Origin of the sequence: Roseobacter sp. N2S (assembly GCF_031454055.1) — a bacterium.
Classification (GTDB): Bacteria; Pseudomonadota; Alphaproteobacteria; order Rhodobacterales; family Rhodobacteraceae; genus Amylibacter.
Genome location: NZ_JAVDQB010000001.1, coordinates 1,013,958 through 1,027,474, shown reverse-complemented (window position 1 = coordinate 1,027,474; position 13,517 = coordinate 1,013,958). Strand labels below are relative to the sequence as shown.

The window sequence follows — 13,517 nt, the reverse complement described above, 5'->3', positions numbered from 1 at the left end:
CCGTTTTTTTTGTTGACCCGTCAGATATTTGGAACTTTTGAAAACCCTGTGGAATCCAGTCACATTTACTGCTTCCGGTAAGCAAGGCAGATTAAAAGGAAAATTGAATCCGTCGCTGACGCCAGCGTGACTTATTCACAGAATCGGAACCGTAGGTTAAAAAATCTGACAGACTGTGAACCGTGGCAAACTTGTCGCGCGCAAACCTGTGGTTGCTTAAAAACTGACCACACCTGAAACCCTGCACAGGGCGTGTCTGGCATTGTACCGCACAGTACCTGCACCATACCGTGGACCCAACATATAGGCCCCCGAAGGGAAGTAATCATATCACGACTTTGGAGGATTTTACTGGTCGGGGCGGCGAGATTCGAACTCACGACCCCCTGTACCCAAAACAGGTGCGCTACCAGACTGCGCCACGCCCCGAACCAGTGAAAAGCGATCTACACCGCCCTATCCGAATTGAAAACCCCAAAAATGAAGTGTTTTGAAATCGAGCCTAATTACAGGCCCAACTCGGGTCGGTCTTGGCAAAAGCAGAGTGGCGCATCTGCGCCCCGACGGGCAGGCCCAGCTTGCGTGTCAGGCCGCCGTTCACTTCAAGCACCACCAAAATTTCATCGCCACCCGGAATACTTTCTAGGCTGCCAGGGACCGCATTTTCGTGAATTGACTGAACAACACCATGTTCGTCCAGAAATACCATATCCAATGGAATCAATGTGTTCTTCATCCAGAAGGCGACGCTCAACGGCCATTCATAGATAAACAACATGCCGTCATAACGCGGCATGCTTTCGCGAAACATCAATCCGCGGGCCCGCTCTTCGAAATCATCTGCGATTTCTACGTTGATACGGGCAGAGCCCCCGTCCCAGCGCAAATCAACCACATGATCCACACAGTCAGCCTGCGCGGATGTGGCAAAAACAGCTGCAATACTCGCGGCTTTAAGCGTCTTTGGTAATTTCGTAATCCCACGCGCGCACTTCGATCGCCATGCGTCCTCGTGGGCCTTGGGCTGTGCGCACACAAATCGCCTCACCTTGGGCCAATTCTGCCAAACCGTAAGCACGTAACACCTCCATATGGACGAACACGTCGTCCGTGCTGCCAAAAAGGTTAACAAAGCCAAAGCCTTTGACTTTGTCAAACCACTTTACCCGTGAGGGGGTCAAAGGTTCGTCAGATGTCAGTGTGGACAGGTCGATGCCCAATTCCGGCACACCCCGCAGGATCACATCGCTTTCGGACTCTGGCAGGTCAAGTTTTACGATGTCGATCGCCTGCAAGCCCCGCGTGCTTTCGGCGGCTTCGACTTCAACGCGGGCGCCTTCGACAATGGAGCTGTGACCAAAATTACGCAAAACATTCGCATGCAACAAAATATCGCGGCCACCATCGTCATCGGTGATAAAGCCGAAGCCTTTTGTGCTGTCGAACCATTTTACGTTACCGGTTTTAATCACCATCGTTTACTCCACCTTCTGTTGAGCACTTTAAGTACCCAAAGCGAAAACTCAAGAATTTACAGTGCCCTAGGGTCACTTTTCCCGAATTTATCTCTCAACAGACATTTCCTTTCAGTCTTTTGCACCATCACACAGAACCCAGTCTGCCCCCGTTAGGGGTTCAGCCTGCCCACTGTCCATTGCGTTTCATTTTCTTTGCGCCGCCAGACAAATCTGTCGTGCAGCCGGTTGGCGCCATCGCACCAGAATTCTATCTCCACCGGAGTGATCCGAAATCCCCCCCAGTGGGGCGGGCGGTCTGGGTTGCTGCCCAAAGATTGGGTCAGCTCTGCTGCCCTATCAACCAATAGCTGCCGGTTGTCCAGAGGCGATGACTGATCGCTGGCCCAAGCCCCCACACGGCTAAACACGCTGCGGCTATTGAAATAAGCATCGGATTCAGCATCTGTTACAGTTGATACCACACCACGCACGCGGATTTGGCGGCGCAGTGATTTCCAATGCATCACAAAAGCCGCTTTGCCCGTGGCCTGTAATTCGGCAGCTTTGGCGCTGGTATAATTGGTGAAAAACACAAATCCGTTGGCTTCGATGTCTTTTAACAGAACCATCCGGACATTGGGCAACCCGTCGTCGTCCACTGTTGCCAAAGCGACCGCATTGGGGTCATTTGCTTCGGTCTCATTGGCCTCTGCCAGCCAATTTCGCGCTATAACAAAGGGATCATCCCCTTCGAATACACCACCTCTGTCCGACGACAGTTCGTTCGGTTTCATCATCAAGCCTGCGTTTCAGCCGTTCCCGGTCGGCTGGATTACACGACAATATTTTTCACACCAAAGCAAGAGTCCTGACACTTTAAACAGAGAATAGACTCTGTAAATGTAACAAAATCCAAAAACATGAGGGATATACGCAACGCAAATTAATTGCATCGGAAACCAAGATGCAAACCACAGACTTGCGGCCCCGCGTGCCTTAGCTTAAACGTGAAGGACCGAAATACCTGCTAGGGACAAGGCAATGAATTCTGGAATAATGCACGGCAAACGCGGCCTTATCATGGGCGTCGCAAACGATAAATCAATTGCTTGGGGCATTGCCAAACACTGCCACGATCAGGGCGCGGAACTGGCGTTTTCCTATCAGGGCGAGGCTTTGGGCAAACGGGTCAAACCGCTGGCTGAAAGTGTTGGCTCTGACATGGTGTTGGAATGTGATGTAACAAACAGCGCGTCAATGGATGCGCTTTTCACCACGTTGCAGGATAAATGGGGCACACTGGATTTTGTGGTCCACGCCATCGGCTTTTCCGACAAGAACGAACTGCGCGGCCGCTATGTGGACACCAGCGCGGAAAATTTTCGTATGACCATGGATGTTTCGGTCTACTCCTTTACCGCCGTGGCCCAGCGCGCCGAACAATTGATGCCAAATGGCGGTGCTTTGTTGACGCTGACCTATTACGGCGCGGAAATGGTGATGCCCCATTACAACGTGATGGGTATTGCCAAAGCGGGGCTGGAGGCCTCGGTTAAGTATCTGGCTATGGACCTTGGCCCGAAAAACATCCGCGTTAACGCGCTGTCTGCGGGTCCGATCAAAACACTGGCCGCATCGGGTATCGGTGATTTCCGCTACATCCTGAAATGGAACGAGCTGAACTCTCCGCTGCGCCGCAATGTGACCACGGATGATGTGGGCAAATCGGGCATGTATCTGTGTTCTGATCTGGCTTCTGGCGTGACAGGTGAAAACCACCACGTGGACGCAGGCTATCACGTGGTCGGCATGAAGGCCGAAGACGCACCTGATATTGATGTGGTCACAGGGCGGAAATAATCCGCCCCGACCCTGCCGCCCAAGCTATGGCGTTTCGATTGTAGTTAATCCCAATCGAAACGCTTACCGGGCCTTAGACTTCTGCAAATCCTTGATAAAACCGGTTCCACGTGGGCGAGAGCAAGATCTCGTTCACGCAGACATGTGCGGGCATTTCCGCCACATAGCGCACGGTTTCTGCCAGATCATCCACCTGCAACATACGATCCATATCCGCCTGTGACGGCGGTGTGGGGCGGGCCTTCAGAATGTCAGTGGCAATTTCCCCGGGCATAATCACAGTCGAGCGAATACCGTTACTGCCCTCTTCACAATTGATTGTTTCGCTAAGTGCGACCACCGCATGTTTGGTCGCCGTATAGGCCGCCCCCGTCAGACGCCCTACATGGCGCCCCGCCCAACTGGACACAATCATCACCAGACCATCGCGCCGCGCACGCATCTGCGGCAAAACCGCGTGGATCGGATAATAAACCCCGTTCAGATTTACATTCACCACGGTATCCCAATCCGCAGTCCCCAGTTTATCTAACGAGCGGTTCGGCACATTCAAACCCGCGCTGGCCAGCAGAATATCCACCTGCCCGATCTTGGCCGCCGCTTGTTCAACAGCCGTGGCATCGCCCATATCTACCGCCACAGCACTGGCCTTGCCGCCTTTTGTGGTGATCTGTGCAACGACTTCTTCCAGCTTATCTACACGGCGGCCTGATACAATAACTTCGGCCCCGCGTTCGGCCAACAACAGGGCTGAGCCCGCGCCGACCCCCGATCCCCCGCCAGTAATCCAAACCCTTTTACCCGCAACTGATGACATGATGGTTCCTCCCGTTCAATTCATAGGCGTAAGATGGACAGCCCCCTGCCAAATGTAAAATCTATTTCGTTGAACCCCGCGTCAGACAGGTGTGCACAGCGTATCACAGGCTGCACGGGCCAAGGTTGTAATCTGTGCCCAATCGCCCGCAGCCACTGCGTCTTTGGGGGCTACCCAACTGCCGCCCACGCAAACAACGTTCGGCAAAGCAAGATAGCTGCGCGCATTGGTCAGGGACACCCCGCCTGTGGGGCAAAAGGTGATCTGCGGCAAAGGTGACGCCAGTGACCCCAGCGCCTTTGCCCCGCCTGCGGCTTCGGCTGGAAAGAATTTCTGCGTGGTATAGCCCCGTTCCAACAGGCGCATGGCCTCGGTGGCGGTGGCGGCCCCTGCCAGAAGGGGCAGGCCCTCGGCCTCGCAGGCGTCAATCAAAATATCTGTTGCACCGGGGGAGACCCCGAACTTTGCCCCTGCTGCTTTGGCGTTTTTCACATCTTGCGGGGTCAACAACGTCCCCGCCCCCACGATACCGCCTGAAACATCTGCCATGGCCGCGATCACATCAAGGGCCGCTTTGGTGCGCAATGTTACTTCAAGCACAGGTAAGCCGCCGTCCACCAACGCCTGCCCGAGGGCCGCTGCCGTATCGGCATTTTCCACCAACAGAACCGGAATGACCGGCGCAGTTTTACAAATGGTTAACGTCTGCGCACTGGCAGTTTTTGCGTCTATTTTCACGGCTTATGCCTCCTCAAAACTGAAAATCGTGGCGCCGTCACGGGCCGCCCCTACGTTATCCCGAAACGCTGCGAACAGCTCTCGTCCCAGCCCGACAGCGTTATCTTCCATGTCCGGATGGGTCATCGCGCGGTCAAACACGGTTGTGTCCGCAACATCCAGCGTCCCTGCCTCGGCGTCAACACACACAATGTCTCCGTCGCGCAAATAAGCCAGCGGTCCGCCGTCCAAAGCCTCGGGGCTGACGTGGATCGCCGCTGGAACCTTGCCGGACGCCCCCGACATCCGCCCGTCACTGACCAGCGCCACCTTGATGCCGCGATCCTGCAACACCGACAGGCACGGCGTCAGACCGTGCAGTTCCGGCATCCCGTTGGCCTTTGGTCCCTGATAGCGCACCACCACGATCACATCGCTGATAAATTCACCCGCGCGAAACGCGGCAAGCACAGCTTCTTGCGTGTGAAACACCCGCACAGGGGCGGTCAGCACACGGCGTTCCGGCGCAACAGCAGAGGTTTTCATTACCCCGCGCCCCAGATTGCCTGACAGGTTAGACAGCCCGCCCGTGGCTTGAAACGGCGCCTTTGATGTTGCGATGATCTTGTCGTTGAGCGAGGCATTCGCCCCCTCCGACCAGCGCAATTCACCGTCCAGCAGCTTGGGTTCTTTGGTATAGCGTTCAAGACCCTGCCCCATCACGGTCAGCGTGTCGTCATGCAACAACCCAGCACCCAGCAATTCGGAAATCACCAGCCCCAGACCGCCCGCCGCATGGAAATGGTTCACATCCGCCAGCCCGTTGGGATAAATCCGCGTCAGCAGCGGCACCACTTGGGACAGATCGGCAAAATCCGACCAGTCCAGCACAATCCCCGAAGCCCGCGCCATGGCGATCAGGTGGATCAGCAGATTGGTCGACCCGCCCGTGGCCATCAGCCCGACAATGCCGTTCACATAGGCTTTTTCGTCCAGCACATGGGACACAGGCGTATAGGCATTGCCCAAATCACTGATCCCAAGCGCGATTTTTGTGCCTTCAATGGTCAAGGCCTCTCGCAGCGGTGTGTTGGGGGCGACAAAGCTGGAGCCGGGCAAATGCAGCCCCATGAATTCCATCAGCATCTGGTTGGTGTTGGCGGTGCCATAAAACGTACAGGTGCCTGCGCCGTGATAGCTGGCCATTTCAGCGGCCATCAAAGCCTCGCGGTCACACTTGCCTTCGGCGAATTCCTTACGGACTTTGGTTTTTTCGTCGTTGGACAGGCCACTTGGCATTGGTCCTGCGGGCAAAAACACAGCTGGAATATGTCCGAACCGTGCAGCGGCAATCACAAGGCCCGGCACGATCTTGTCACACACGCCAAGGTAAACAGATGTATCAAACACATTATGCGACAGACCAATCGCCGCCGACATGGCAATGGCATCGCGGGAAAACAGCGACAGTTCCATCCCTGTCTGACCCTGCGTGATGCCGTCACACATGGCAGGCACACCCGCTGCCACCTGTGCGGTGCCACCCTGCGCCCGCGCGGTCTGTTTGATCAGATCGGGATAGGCCTGAAACGGTTGGTGAGCGGACAGCATATCATTATAGGCCGTAATGATTCCGATATTCGGCCCCGGCTTTACCGCCAGCGCCGATTGATCCTGCCCCATGGCCGCATAGGCATGGGCTTGATTGCCACAAGACAGATGCGCCCGTTTGGGCCCGTCTGATCGGGCCTTTTCCATCTGCTTTAGATAGGCCGCACGGCTGCGTGCAGATCGCGCTGCGATGCGAGATGTGACTTCGGCCAATGTGTGAACAACGGTCATGGCGTCCTCCTGCTGGAATATGTCTTGCGTGGTTACGTTATCGCTAACGTACATGGAAACGCCAGTCAAAACAAGCCCCGAAAACTCGGCCTTTCCATTTCACGGCCTGCCATAGTATCAATCTAACACACCAACGGAAAAACGAGACTCATACCCATGTCAGAAAACCGCCTCCCCCACGAAAAAGGCTTCCATATCTCTTGGGATCAAATCCACCGCGATAGCCGCGCTTTGGCGTGGCGTCTGGATGGCCACGGCCCTGATGACGGCGCATGGCGTGCGGTGGTGGCCATCACACGGGGCGGTATGGCACCAGCCATGATCGCAGCGCGGGAACTGGATATTCGCACAGTGGATACCATTTCTATCAAATCCTACGATCACCAATCCCAATCCGCCGCCTCGGTACTGAAGAAACCAGATGACGAACTGATGGGGGATGGCACGGGCATTTTGATCATCGACGATCTGGTGGACAGCGGCAAAACGTTAGAAGTGGTGCGCGCCTTATACCCGAACGCCCATTTCGCCACGGTTTATGCCAAACCCAAAGGCCGCCCGCAGGTGGACACATTCATCACCGAAGTGTCTCAGGATACGTGGATTTTCTTTCCTTGGGATATGGCCTTGCAATACGTCGAACCCTACCGAGGCACCTGAATGACCCGCAAATCCAACACGCTGGCCCCTGAAACACAGGCAGCACAGGCGCTGCGCCACATTGACCCTGCATCGGGCAGTGTGGTCCCGCCAATGGTGGCCACATCCACCTTTGCACGGGATGAAAACTATGCCCTGCGTGACGGTTACATCTATGCGCGTAACAGCGGGCCAACGACAGCCCACGCCGAAGAAATCATCGCCAGTCTTGAAGGCGCGGATGAAAGCCTGCTGTTGAATTCGGGCATGTCGGCATCCGTTGCTGTGGTTGAATCCCTGCCCCCCCAAGCCCATGTGGTTGCCCAATCCATGATGTATCATGTGGGTCTGCAATGGCTGGACCGTCAGGCCGATCGCGGTGTGATCAGTGTGGATCATTTTCCTGCGGGCGATATGGACGGGTTAAAAGCCGCATTAAAACCGGGTCAAACCAAACTGGTCTGGATCGAAACCCCCGCCAATGGCGACTGGTCGATCACCGACATCGCCGCCGCCGCAGAACTGGCCCATGCAGCAGGCGCGATTCTGATGGTAGACAGCACTGCCGCCCCGCCTTGCACCACAAAACCGCTGGACCTCGGGGCGGATATTTCATTCCATTCGGCCACCAAATACATGGGCGGCCATTCCGATTTCACCGCAGGGGTTCTGTCAGCGCGCAAAGACATGCCGCTATGGGATGAAATCCGCAATGTGCGCAGCTTTCAAGGCACCATCCTACCCGCGTTTGAGGCATGGCTGCTGATCCGCAGTCTGCGTACCATGCACATCCGCTACGCCCAAAGCAGCCGCAACGCGATGGCTTTCGCCAAACATTTCGACGCCCTTCCAGACATTCAAACCGTGCTCTACCCCGGCCTTCCAACCCACCCCGGCCACGCGGTCGCCGCGCGCCAAATGGTCAACGGGTTTGGCGGTATGATGTCGATCCTGATGAATGGCAGCACAGGGCGCGCCTTTGAAATGGCCAAAGCCACCAAAGTCTTCATCCCCGCCACTTCGCTTGGTGGCGTCGAAAGCCTGATCGAACACCGCCGCACGATTTCCGGCCCGGACAGCGGCATCCCCGAAAACCTGCTGCGGATTTCTATCGGGATTGAACATATCGACGATCTGATTGCTGATTTCCAACAGGCTCTGGTCGCCACTTCGTGACCCTGATACTGACATCCTACCATCCAACACAGGCAGGGCCGCAATTCGACCCGAATGCCTCATTTAAAAGGACAAGACCCATGGCAGACATTCAACGCTCCCATTCCAACGGCCGCATGAGCCAAATCGTAACCCACGGCGACACCATCTATCTGGCGGGCCAAGTGGGCACTGCCGGCGCATCCGTGGCCGTGCAAACCCAAGACATCCTGAACCAGATTGACAAACTGCTGGCCGAAGCAGGATCAGACAAAACCAAAATCCTGCAAGCCATCATCTGGATGGACGACATGGCTGATTTTGCTGAAATGAACGCTGTCTGGGACGGCTGGGTGCCACAAGGCAACGAGCCTGCCCGCGCCGCCGGGTCTGCTCATCTGGCGACACCGGATTACAAAGTTGAAATCATCATCACCGCTGCCAAATAAGCGGATTTTGCGCCATCCGATCCATTCGGGTGGCGCAGCTAAAGCGGATCACACCGCTTTTCGCGCCTTCAGGGCTGCGGAAATTGTGCCATCATCCAGATAGTCCAACTCCCCGCCAATCGGCACACCTTGCGCCAGCGAGGTCACGGGAACGCCTGCCTCTTCCAGTTGTTCTGCGATGTAATGGGCGGTGGTTTGCCCGTCCACCGTGGCATTTAGCGCCAGAATAACCTCGGTAATCTCTTCATCCAGAACCCGTTGGATCAGGACCGGAATACGCAGTTGCTCTGGCCCGATACCATCCAGCGCAGACAATGATCCACCCAACACATGAAAGCGACCCTTGAACACGCCAGAGCGATCCATCGCCCACAGGTCCGCCACATCTTCGACCACACAAATCTGCCCGTTGGCCCGCCGCGTATCTTCGCAAATGTCACAGCGATCCCGCGTGCCGATATTGCCGCAAACCAAACATTCCCGCGCAGTGGCGGCCACGGCAAACATGGCATCCGCAAGCGGGGTCAACAGCAAGGCGCGCTTTTTGATCAGATGCAACACCGCACGGCGCGCAGACCGTGGCCCCAGCCCCGGCAGCTTTGCCATCAAGGCAATCAGCCCGTCGATGTCCTGATTTTTACTGTTCAACCCCAACTCCATTTTCGTCAAATATCCCCCGCGGAGCGTTTCCCCGCCACCCAGCGGAGAAACAGCAGTGGATGAGGAAAACACCCGCTTAAAACGGCAGTTTCATCCCCTCGGGCAGGTTCAACCCTTCGGTGATCTTGCCCATTTCCTCTTTCGCGGTTTCAGCCGCGCGGGCCTGACCGTCTTTGATCGCCGCAACGATCAGATCCTCGACCACTTCTTTGTCGTCGGGCACAAACAGGCTGGGGTCGATGTTGATGCCTTTGACATCACCTTTGGCGGTGACGGTCACTTTAACCATGCCAGCGCCCGCTTCACCCTCAACCGTGATCTGGTCCAGTTTGGCCTGTGCATCGGCCATTTTGCCCTGCATTTCTTGTGCTTGTTTCATGATCTTGGCCATATCGCCAAGTCCGCCTAAACCCTTCAGCATCGCTGTTCTCCTGCAAGTTTGATCGCGCCCTAGATAGCCTGCATCGCCGTGCGGAACAAGCTATGCTGTTGTGCTTTGCGCAAGCCGCCGCACAAACCGGCTGCCCCACAACATGGCCCCTGTTCCCGCCAGAACCGCCGCAAGGGCTTGGCCGTAAACCACACCGGGTGCCGCCAGCCATTGGCCCATCAAAACGCAGCAGGGAAAGATCAGAACCCCGTCCCGTAACCAGTTGCAAAAGGTCGAATAAATCGGCCGCCCCAGATTGTTAAACGCCGCATTTGACACAAACAAGGCCCCTGAAAACATATAGCCCCCCGCGCCGATCAACATAAAGGCCATCAGCACCTCGGCGGCCACGCCCTCTAGCCCGAAAAGACTGGCGACGGGGTGACGGACAAGCGCCAGTATGCCCCAGGACACCACAGTATAAAGCGCACAAAACAGCAAGGCATCGCGGTAGGTTTGTTTGACGCGGTCGAGCTGCCCTGCGCCGAAATTCTGCCCGATAATGCCACCTATTGCCCCTGACAGGGAAAAAATACCGCCAAAGGCCAGAACTGCCACGCGGCTGACAACCGCCCACCCCGCGACCGCCGCATCGCCGTAGGCACTGATCACTTTGGTCAGGATGTAATTGCCAAAAGGGGTGGATAGTTGCGTCATGACCGCAGGCACAGCGATCACCAGAAACGGGCGCAACAACTGGCGCATCACGGTGCGGTTGACGGGGCCAACCATATCATAGACCCGCACCACATACCAAATAGACAACACAGCCGAAAAGCTGCGCGAAATCACAACGCCCCAAGCCGCCCCTTCAAATCCCATTTCAAAATAGAGGATCAGTATCGGGTCCACCACCATCGCCAGCAATCCCGCTGACATGGTGACAGACATGGATCGAAACGCATCCCCGATAGAGCGCAACACCGCAGAGCCGACCATGCCCAAAGCCATAAACGGCAGGCTTGGCACGCTGATGGTCAGGAAGTGCGCGGCATCTATTTGGGTTTGTCCTTCAGCCCCTGCAAAGGCCAGAATATCAAAGCGATAGACCACCACTAATGTGGCCATAACCATCTGAAAGGCAAAGGTGAAAATCGCAGCACTTGTGGTTTGTTGGCGGGCCAATTCGGTATTGCCCTGTCCGATGGATTTGGACACCAGTGCCATGCTGGCAATCATCAGGCCAATGCCCGTGGAAATGGTAAAGAACTGGATCGTCCATGCGAATCCCAGTGCGGCTACCAGCCCCTGATCGCCCAATGTGCTGACCCAAAACAGGGTCGCCACATCCACCAGAAACATAAACACCAGACCCAGCGATCCGGTCAGCGTCATCACCACAACGTGGCGCATGATTGACCCCGTCAGGAAACGTGCTTTCTTATCTGCAACCGCCTTTTCAATCTCAGGCGTTTCTGTGGCGATAGGATCCATTTATTCCGCTGCCTCTGCTGGCAGCACCGTGCTGGCAAAAATCGTTTCATAGCCCATGCGCGGATGGCGCGGGATCATCAGGGAGAGGATCAAAGACAGCACCGCAACAGATGCCGCAAATATGAACACCGCAGCGGGGGACGCCAGCCACAAATACCCCAGCAAAGCGGGCAACAGCACAGCGCCAATATGGTTAATCGTAAAAGCCACCGCCGCCGTGGGCGCAATATCCGACGGATGGGCAATCTTCTGGAAATAGGTCTTTTGGGCAAAGGCCAGCGCAAAGAACATATGGTCGATAACATACAGGCTCGCCGCGACGATTACGCCCCAGCCGAACATGTAAATCCCGCCATAGGCGCAGAACACGGCGATCAACCCGACATACTCAAACACCAGCGCGTTGCGTTCCCCCACGCGGGCGACAAAACCACCCATCAGGGGGGCAAAAACCATATTGGCCACATAGTTGATCAGGAACAGGGCGGTGACTTCGTGCACTTCAAACCCGAAGCGTTCCACCATCATAAATGCCGCAAAGACCATGAAAATCTGCCGCCGCGCCCCTGCTGCCGCTTGCAGGCTGTAATACAGCCAATAGCGTTTGCGAAAGATCATTTGGGTGTGCTGTTTGTGGGGGGCTTCAAAGGTGGGGTAGGCAAACCAGCAAAATGCCGTCAGCACCACAGCCACACCGCCCCCTACCATGTAGATTGAATTGTAATCCCAGCCCAGAACCTTCCAGACCAGCATAATCGCACCATAAGCAATCAACGAGGCCGCCGAGCCGATCGCCACCATCCAGCCCAACACTTGGGGCGCACGCTCTTTGCTGATCCACTGCAATTCCAGCGACATTTTCACGGTTTCATAGTAATGAAACCCGATAGAGCCGATCATCGTGGTGACCATCAAGCCCAGAAAGCTTGGAAACCAGGCAGTAACCACAACAGCCACCCCAAGGGCCATCAAGGATACCACCGCAAGCAGTTGTTCCCGCACGAACCACAAGACATAAATCACGCCAATCGCCAGAAACCCCGGAATTTCGCGCAGGGAATGCAGCCAGCCGATCTTGCTGCCGTCAAAATGAGCGACCTCAATGACGAAATTATTCAGCAATGCCAGCCATGTGGAAAAGGCCAGCGGCATGATAAATGCCATCAATCCCAGCAAGACAAAAGGCCGCCGCCACACGGGCAGGCTGGCAGCATCTACAATTCGAACAGTGTTATTTTGCATGGGTGTCCTCTATCCCCGACCATTCACAATGCCGAGGCGAATTTGTCCATGCCAAAAGGGTTCTGCCAGTCCTATGATCCGAATTATGTGGCAATTCGCAAACTCAGGCGCGTGGCAACGGTCTAGACGGGTACAAAAACGCCCGCTTCCAGCCGGACCATCCGATCCATACGCGCGGCCAGTTCCAGATTATGCGTCGCAATTAACGCAGACATTCCGGATGCGCGCACCAGATCCATCAAAGCGGCAAACACAGTGTCTGATGTTCCGGGGTCAAGGTTGCCTGTGGGTTCATCTGCCAGCAAAATCCGTGGTTTGTTGGCCAAGGCCCGACAAAAGGCGACCCGCTGCTGCTCGCCGCCTGACAATTCTCCGGGGCGATGATTGGCGCGGTCCTTCAGGCCCACTTTGTCCAGCAATTCCTGCGCATAGCTTTGCGCGGCACACTTGGGCACCCCATTGGCCAGTTGCGGCAGGACCACGTTTTCAAGGCCGGTAAACTCCTGCAACAGGTGGTGGAACTGATAGACAAATCCCACGTCCTGACGGCGCAACCGTGTGCGGGCGCGATCCCCGCCACCGACCACCGTTCCGCCGATTTCAACCTGCCCCGTATCAGGCGTATCCAACAGCCCTGCGATATGCAGCAACGTCGATTTCCCCGCCCCTGACGGGGCAACCAACGCGACGACCTCGCCCGTTGCCATTTCAAAATCCACGCCATTCAGCACGCGCACTTCGGTGGGTTTGCCAAGGTTATACCCTTTGGTAATGCCAGTCAGTTTTAGGGCTTTATTCATAACGCAACGCCTCTA

15 protein-coding genes and 1 tRNA gene are annotated in these 13,517 nt (G+C 55.9%); 4 read left to right on the top strand and 12 right to left on the bottom strand.

What is annotated here, in order from left to right:
• Positions 1–352: 352 nt before the first annotated feature.
• The 4 genes from GGE09_RS05100 to pdxH all read right to left on the bottom strand — a co-directional run bounded on the left by GGE09_RS05100 (position 353) and on the right by pdxH (position 2,254).
• Positions 353–429, bottom strand: a tRNA-Pro gene (locus tag GGE09_RS05100).
• A gap of 73 nt (positions 430–502) precedes the next feature.
• The gene (locus tag GGE09_RS05095; protein ID WP_309744493.1) at positions 503–904 is read right to left on the bottom strand and encodes a DUF192 domain-containing protein; all 402 of its coding nucleotides are present in this window, start codon (positions 902–904) and stop codon (positions 503–505) included.
• Between the two features lie 49 nt (positions 905–953).
• A complete protein-coding gene (locus GGE09_RS05090) occupies positions 954–1,475 on the bottom strand; it encodes a cold shock domain-containing protein (protein ID WP_309744491.1) in 522 nt (173 codons plus the stop codon).
• Between the two features lie 152 nt (positions 1,476–1,627).
• Positions 1,628–2,254, bottom strand: coding sequence for a pyridoxamine 5'-phosphate oxidase (gene pdxH / locus GGE09_RS05085; protein ID WP_309744489.1), 627 nt, complete (start codon positions 2,252–2,254; stop codon positions 1,628–1,630).
• Between the two features lie 244 nt (positions 2,255–2,498).
• Between pdxH and fabI the strand changes: the two genes are divergently transcribed.
• A complete protein-coding gene (fabI, locus tag GGE09_RS05080; protein WP_309744487.1) occupies positions 2,499–3,317 on the top strand; it encodes an enoyl-ACP reductase FabI in 819 nt (272 codons plus the stop codon).
• A 73-nt stretch (positions 3,318–3,390) separates the two neighbouring features.
• On the opposite strand, the gene GGE09_RS05075 is transcribed toward fabI, so the two are convergent.
• The 3 genes from GGE09_RS05075 to edd form a co-directional block, all read right to left on the bottom strand.
• Positions 3,391–4,134 (bottom strand): SDR family oxidoreductase, encoded by a 744-nt coding sequence (locus tag GGE09_RS05075; protein WP_309744485.1) that lies wholly within the window; start codon positions 4,132–4,134, stop codon positions 3,391–3,393.
• 81 nt (positions 4,135–4,215) lie between these two features.
• Positions 4,216–4,872 (bottom strand): bifunctional 4-hydroxy-2-oxoglutarate aldolase/2-dehydro-3-deoxy-phosphogluconate aldolase, encoded by a 657-nt coding sequence (eda, locus tag GGE09_RS05070; protein ID WP_309744483.1) that lies wholly within the window; start codon positions 4,870–4,872, stop codon positions 4,216–4,218.
• 3 nt (positions 4,873–4,875) lie between these two features.
• Complete coding sequence (gene edd, locus GGE09_RS05065; RefSeq protein ID WP_309744481.1) at positions 4,876–6,693, bottom strand: phosphogluconate dehydratase; 1,818 nt, start codon at positions 6,691–6,693, stop codon at positions 4,876–4,878.
• A 156-nt stretch (positions 6,694–6,849) separates the two neighbouring features.
• On the opposite strand from edd, the gene gpt reads away from it, so the two are divergent.
• From gpt to GGE09_RS05050, 3 genes are all read left to right on the top strand, one after another.
• Entirely contained in the window at positions 6,850–7,353 is a 504-nt protein-coding gene (gpt, locus tag GGE09_RS05060) for a xanthine phosphoribosyltransferase (RefSeq protein ID WP_309744479.1), read from the top strand.
• Positions 7,354–8,508, top strand: a complete 1,155-nt coding sequence (locus tag GGE09_RS05055) for a PLP-dependent aspartate aminotransferase family protein (protein ID WP_309744477.1) — start codon at positions 7,354–7,356, stop codon at positions 8,506–8,508.
• A gap of 80 nt (positions 8,509–8,588) precedes the next feature.
• Positions 8,589–8,936, top strand: a complete 348-nt coding sequence (locus tag GGE09_RS05050) for a RidA family protein (protein ID WP_309744475.1) — start codon at positions 8,589–8,591, stop codon at positions 8,934–8,936.
• Between the two features lie 48 nt (positions 8,937–8,984).
• On the opposite strand, the gene recR is transcribed toward GGE09_RS05050, so the two are convergent.
• The 5 genes from recR to GGE09_RS05025 form a co-directional block, all read right to left on the bottom strand.
• On the bottom strand, positions 8,985–9,584 hold the full coding sequence (gene recR, locus GGE09_RS05045) for a recombination mediator RecR (RefSeq protein WP_309744473.1): 600 nt from the start codon (positions 9,582–9,584) through the stop codon (positions 8,985–8,987).
• A gap of 88 nt (positions 9,585–9,672) precedes the next feature.
• Positions 9,673–10,017: a YbaB/EbfC family nucleoid-associated protein gene (locus GGE09_RS05040; protein WP_309744471.1), complete on the bottom strand. Its 345-nt coding sequence runs from the start codon at positions 10,015–10,017 to the stop codon at positions 9,673–9,675.
• A 60-nt stretch (positions 10,018–10,077) separates the two neighbouring features.
• Positions 10,078–11,460 carry an MATE family efflux transporter gene (locus GGE09_RS05035; RefSeq protein WP_309744469.1) on the bottom strand — a complete coding sequence of 461 codons (1,383 nt, stop codon included), beginning with the start codon at positions 11,458–11,460 and terminating at the stop codon, positions 10,078–10,080.
• Positions 11,461–12,702 carry an MFS transporter gene (locus tag GGE09_RS05030; protein ID WP_309744467.1) on the bottom strand — a complete coding sequence of 414 codons (1,242 nt, stop codon included), beginning with the start codon at positions 12,700–12,702 and terminating at the stop codon, positions 11,461–11,463. It abuts the gene before it with no gap.
• 122 nt (positions 12,703–12,824) lie between these two features.
• Complete coding sequence (locus tag GGE09_RS05025) at positions 12,825–13,502, bottom strand: ABC transporter ATP-binding protein (RefSeq protein WP_309744465.1); 678 nt, start codon at positions 13,500–13,502, stop codon at positions 12,825–12,827.
• Between the last annotated feature and the right edge of the window lie 15 nt (positions 13,503–13,517).

Bases quoted from the DNA above. Each gene is read 5' to 3' on its own strand.
- fabI (WP_309744487.1), top strand. From the start codon at position 2,499: ATGAATTCTGGAATAATGCACGGCAAACGCGGCCTTATCATGGGCGTC.
- gpt (WP_309744479.1), top strand. From the start codon at position 6,850: ATGTCAGAAAACCGCCTCCCCCACGAAAAAGGCTTCCATATCTCTTGG.
- GGE09_RS05075 (WP_309744485.1), bottom strand. From the start codon at position 4,134: ATGTCATCAGTTGCGGGTAAAAGGGTTTGGATTACTGGCGGGGGATCG.
- GGE09_RS05050 (WP_309744475.1), top strand. From the start codon at position 8,589: ATGGCAGACATTCAACGCTCCCATTCCAACGGCCGCATGAGCCAAATC.
- GGE09_RS05055 (WP_309744477.1), top strand. From the start codon at position 7,354: ATGACCCGCAAATCCAACACGCTGGCCCCTGAAACACAGGCAGCACAG.
- GGE09_RS05025 (WP_309744465.1), bottom strand. From the start codon at position 13,502: ATGAATAAAGCCCTAAAACTGACTGGCATTACCAAAGGGTATAACCTT.
- GGE09_RS05035 (WP_309744469.1), bottom strand. From the start codon at position 11,460: ATGGATCCTATCGCCACAGAAACGCCTGAGATTGAAAAGGCGGTTGCA.
- GGE09_RS05030 (WP_309744467.1), bottom strand. From the start codon at position 12,702: ATGCAAAATAACACTGTTCGAATTGTAGATGCTGCCAGCCTGCCCGTG.
- GGE09_RS05040 (WP_309744471.1), bottom strand. From the start codon at position 10,017: ATGCTGAAGGGTTTAGGCGGACTTGGCGATATGGCCAAGATCATGAAA.
- pdxH (WP_309744489.1), bottom strand. From the start codon at position 2,254: ATGATGAAACCGAACGAACTGTCGTCGGACAGAGGTGGTGTATTCGAA.
- GGE09_RS05090 (WP_309744491.1), bottom strand. From the start codon at position 1,475: ATGGTGATTAAAACCGGTAACGTAAAATGGTTCGACAGCACAAAAGGC.
- edd (WP_309744481.1), bottom strand. From the start codon at position 6,693: ATGACCGTTGTTCACACATTGGCCGAAGTCACATCTCGCATCGCAGCG.